This is a genomic window from Roseateles sp. (genome assembly GCF_044373315.1).
Lineage (GTDB): Bacteria > Pseudomonadota > Gammaproteobacteria > Burkholderiales > Burkholderiaceae_C > JACDQM01.
Genome location: NZ_JBILQK010000189.1, coordinates 1 through 3,602, shown reverse-complemented (window position 1 = coordinate 3,602; position 3,602 = coordinate 1). Strand labels below are relative to the sequence as shown.

Below are 3,602 nucleotides of genomic sequence, written 5' to 3'. Positions count from 1 at the left end.
CGATGAACCAGTTTGCGATCCTCTACGAAGACCGGTTCACGAAACCGAGCCCGTAAGATCTGCAACCAGCTTCACGATACCGGTGAAGGTTCAATGAGCCTCACACACGGAAATTCGGACAGGCCCGCCGGCTCAGGCTCTCGGCTGCTGCACTGGTCTGCTCCACCAAGGCCGAGTTCTGTTGCGTGCCTTCGTCCAGCCGGACGATGGCCGCGCTCACCGCAGATACCCCGCGGCTCTGCTCGTCACTGGATCGGCTGATGGTTTGAACAAGGCTGGCCACACCGGCCACGGTCTCCTCGATCTTCGCCATCGTTCGCCCAGCAGTCCGGACCTCGTCGGAGCCCTGCGACACGCTGGCCGAGCTGTTCTTGATCAGCTCACGAATCTCGCTCGCGGCCTTGGCGCTGCGCTGCGCAAGACTGCGAACCTCACTGGCCACCACCGCAAACCCTCGCCCCTGCTCGCCAGCTCGCGCAGCTTCAACCGCAGCATTCAGCGCCAGGATATTGGTCTGGAAGGCGAGCGCGTCGATCACGTCGACGATGCTGGCCACACGCTGGGATGAAGCATGGATGCCCTGCATGGTGTCGACCACGGCCGAGATGGCCTTGCCCCCAGCGGTGGCCACCTCGCTGGCGCGCATCGCCAGCTCGCTGGCACTCGACGCACTACCAGCGTTGGTCTTCACCGCACCGTCCAGTTGCTCGATCGACGCCGCAGTCATCTGCAGGGACGTTGCCTGCACTTCAGTCCGTGCCGCCAGATCGCTGTTGCCCGCAGCAATCTGAGAGCTCGCTGACGCGACCTGTTCAGCGTTCGCGCGCACATCGCTCACCAGTTGACGCAGCTGGTCCTGCATCGCAGCGAGTGCCTGCAAGAGCCGACCCATCTCGTCGGTGCCGCCTTTTTCGATCACCTGCGCAAGATCGCCCTGCGCCACCGATGAGGCCAGCTTCACAGCGCTCATCAGCGGGCGCAGCACTGCGCGAGTGATGAGGTAGCCGATCACCACGCCTAGCGCGGTGGCCAGCAGCATCATCGCCAGGCTCAGTCGCGTGGCACGCGTGCCCTCGACAAAGGCCTGGGTCGCCACAGCCTCGCTGTGCTTGGCGATCTCACCGGCCAGTTGCTGCAGCAACTTCGCGGGCTCTCGATCCACGCCGCGGACGGCCATGTCGCCCACCGAAGGCTCAAGCCCCGCCGCCTGAAACTTCTCAAGCCCCGCGCGGTAGGCTTGCGCCATCTTGCGGTGCTGGTTGAGAAACTGCTGCGCGAGCTCTGCTTGCTCAGGAGGAAGAGTTTTTATCAATTTCTCGACCTTCTCCTGAACTTGGCGCTCTTCGTTCTGAAACGCCTTCCAGTGCTTGTCCATCATGGCCCCGTCCATGCCCCTCAAGAGCACGTTCTTCCACTCCTGAACCTGGGTCTTGAAGTGCCGATCCAGATCGGCAGCCGTGCGTTCGGCCGCCACATGGTCCAAGACTTCGGTGTTGAACACATGCAGCGCTCGACTGGCGGACCACAGGCCAAAGAAGCCGGCTCCCAAGCAGAGCAGCAGGGTCAGGGCGATGGCGATGGGCAACTTTCGGCTCAAGTTCACAGCAAGCTCCTCGAAGCGTCCGAGCTGCTCCCGAGCTGCTCCCGAGCGACTCACGTGTGGTGCACCAGTGGCAAAACAGCGCTGCCGGGATCAGCCCTTGGGGTTGATTGCTGAATTGTCCGATCGCCTCGCCGCCGCAATCGTCCGGAGCACGTCCCCTTCTGTGAACATCGTCACGAAGTCGGCATTATTGATTTATTTGGTGTTTATGATTTCTCGTCAGCCAATGCGGGCGGCGTTCAGGCCTTCGCCGTGTCGGCGCTCGACAAGCCTGGCTAGACGGACGGACAGGGGCAACGCGGACGAGAGGCCGCGCAGTTTCACAAGGTCTGCGCGCTGCAGAGCGAAGCGCTTAATGCGCCAGCTTCAGCACAACCACCCCGGCCACGATCAGTGCCACACCGAGGTAGCGCATGAACGAGCTCGGGTCGCCGTAGTACATGACGCCGACCATGAAGGTGCCGGCCGCGCCGATGCCGGTCCAGACGGCATAGGCCGTGCCGATGGGGATCTGCCGCTGTGCCAGCCACAGCAGGAAACCACTCACCGACATGAAGCCCACCGCAATCGCGATGCCCGTCCAGCGGGTTTCAGGCGCCTGAGAAATCTTCAGGCCGACGGGCCAGCCGATTTCGGCCAGCCCCGCGAGGATCAAGTAAAGCCAGGCCATGCGTAGGCGCTCCTGTTGAATGACGCAAAGACCGACGGATGATGCCAGCCCCGCCCTGCGCTGTGGCCCTGCCGCTGCGCTGCTCAGCGAATCAGATCAGATCAGATCAGATCAGCTCAGATCAGATCAGCCCAGCCATGTGCGCCACCATCCACGTTTGCCAGCCGATGCGGCCCGGGTGCTGGCGGCCGCCGCCACATCCAGCGTCGCCGTGGCGCCCAGCGCCAGCAGGCGCGCCTCCAGGGCGTGCAGACCCACGCTCCGGGCCGCCTGCAGCGGCGTCATGCCCTCATCAAACTCCGACCGCAGATGGATGTTGGCGCCGCGCTCGATCAGCAGCTCGGCCGATGCCTGCTGCCGGGCCAGGATGCAGGCCACCAGCGGCGTGGACAGGAACTCCGGGTGTGCGTAGTCGATATCGACGCCGCTATCGACGTGATACCGCAACAACTCGATGTCACCCTCGCAGGCCGCGTTGAACATCTCTTTCCAGTTTCCGCCTGCTGGCATCACGCTCCTCCGGCTGAGTTGTTTGCGCCCCGTCTTCAGACGCCGTTGTCCATCATGCCCCGGCATTTGCGCCAAGCCACTCGGGATGCCCAGGCACTTGCAGGCCTGGCGGTGGCGTGGTTCGTCAGCGACCAGCGCCGGGAAACTCGCTCCTGCACACATCAAGCTCACACGGAAAGCCATCTCTGTCGCCGTCCATCTTCACACCGGGGCAGTTGCGCAGGAAATACTTGGCCTCCTCGCAGGACTTCATCTGCGAACAGTGCTGCCGCCCGTCGCAGCGATAGCCAGTGGGAAACGCCGGCGGCACCAGTGCCGGCGTCATTGCGGCAGCAGGTGAAGCTGCAACAGCTGCTCCTGAACCAGTACGGCCGGCGGCGGCGGCAGACGCAGCGGCAGCAACAGCCGCAGCCCGCTTCTTCTTCTCCGCAGCGTTGAGTTCCTCAAGGCTGGGCTGCTTGCGCGCCTGGCCCGAAGGACAGGGGTCCTGCTGATAGCTGACGGCGCCATTGATGACGCACTTGTTCACCTGCGTTGCCTCGACAGCCGGGGACGCGAAGGCAAGAACAAGAAGAACAAACGCGACTGAAAGCAGGCTGGATGAGAACTTGGACATGGGGCGTTCGGCATAACGGGGACGGTAAACGGACGGGCTGGTGTCCGGGAGCAAGCCTGCCCGCGCCGAAACAGCAAGCGCGCCGGGGCGTGAACCCATCAAGCACTCACTCATTCATCTTTCCATCGTTGCTCTTAGCGGCATGGCGCACTTCGCCTTCTCCCTGGCGAATCAGCGTCTGCACGGCGGCGTGGGTGCGCAGC

At 63.5% G+C, this 3,602-nt stretch carries 4 protein-coding genes; all 4 read right to left on the bottom strand.

Annotated elements, in window-relative coordinates; all coding sequences use genetic code 11:
* Positions 1–100 precede the first annotated feature (100 nt).
* On the bottom strand, positions 101–1,603 hold the full coding sequence (locus ACIQ67_RS20135; protein WP_397536154.1) for a methyl-accepting chemotaxis protein: 1,503 nt from the start codon (positions 1,601–1,603) through the stop codon (positions 101–103).
* A 352-nt stretch (positions 1,604–1,955) separates the two neighbouring features.
* Positions 1,956–2,273 (bottom strand): DMT family transporter, encoded by a 318-nt coding sequence (locus ACIQ67_RS20130; RefSeq protein ID WP_397536153.1) that lies wholly within the window; start codon positions 2,271–2,273, stop codon positions 1,956–1,958.
* 126 nt (positions 2,274–2,399) lie between these two features.
* Positions 2,400–2,783, bottom strand: a complete 384-nt coding sequence (locus ACIQ67_RS20125; RefSeq protein WP_397536152.1) for an ankyrin repeat domain-containing protein — start codon at positions 2,781–2,783, stop codon at positions 2,400–2,402.
* A 124-nt stretch (positions 2,784–2,907) separates the two neighbouring features.
* Complete coding sequence (locus tag ACIQ67_RS20120) at positions 2,908–3,399, bottom strand: excalibur calcium-binding domain-containing protein (RefSeq protein WP_397536151.1); 492 nt, start codon at positions 3,397–3,399, stop codon at positions 2,908–2,910.
* Between the last annotated feature and the right edge of the window lie 203 nt (positions 3,400–3,602).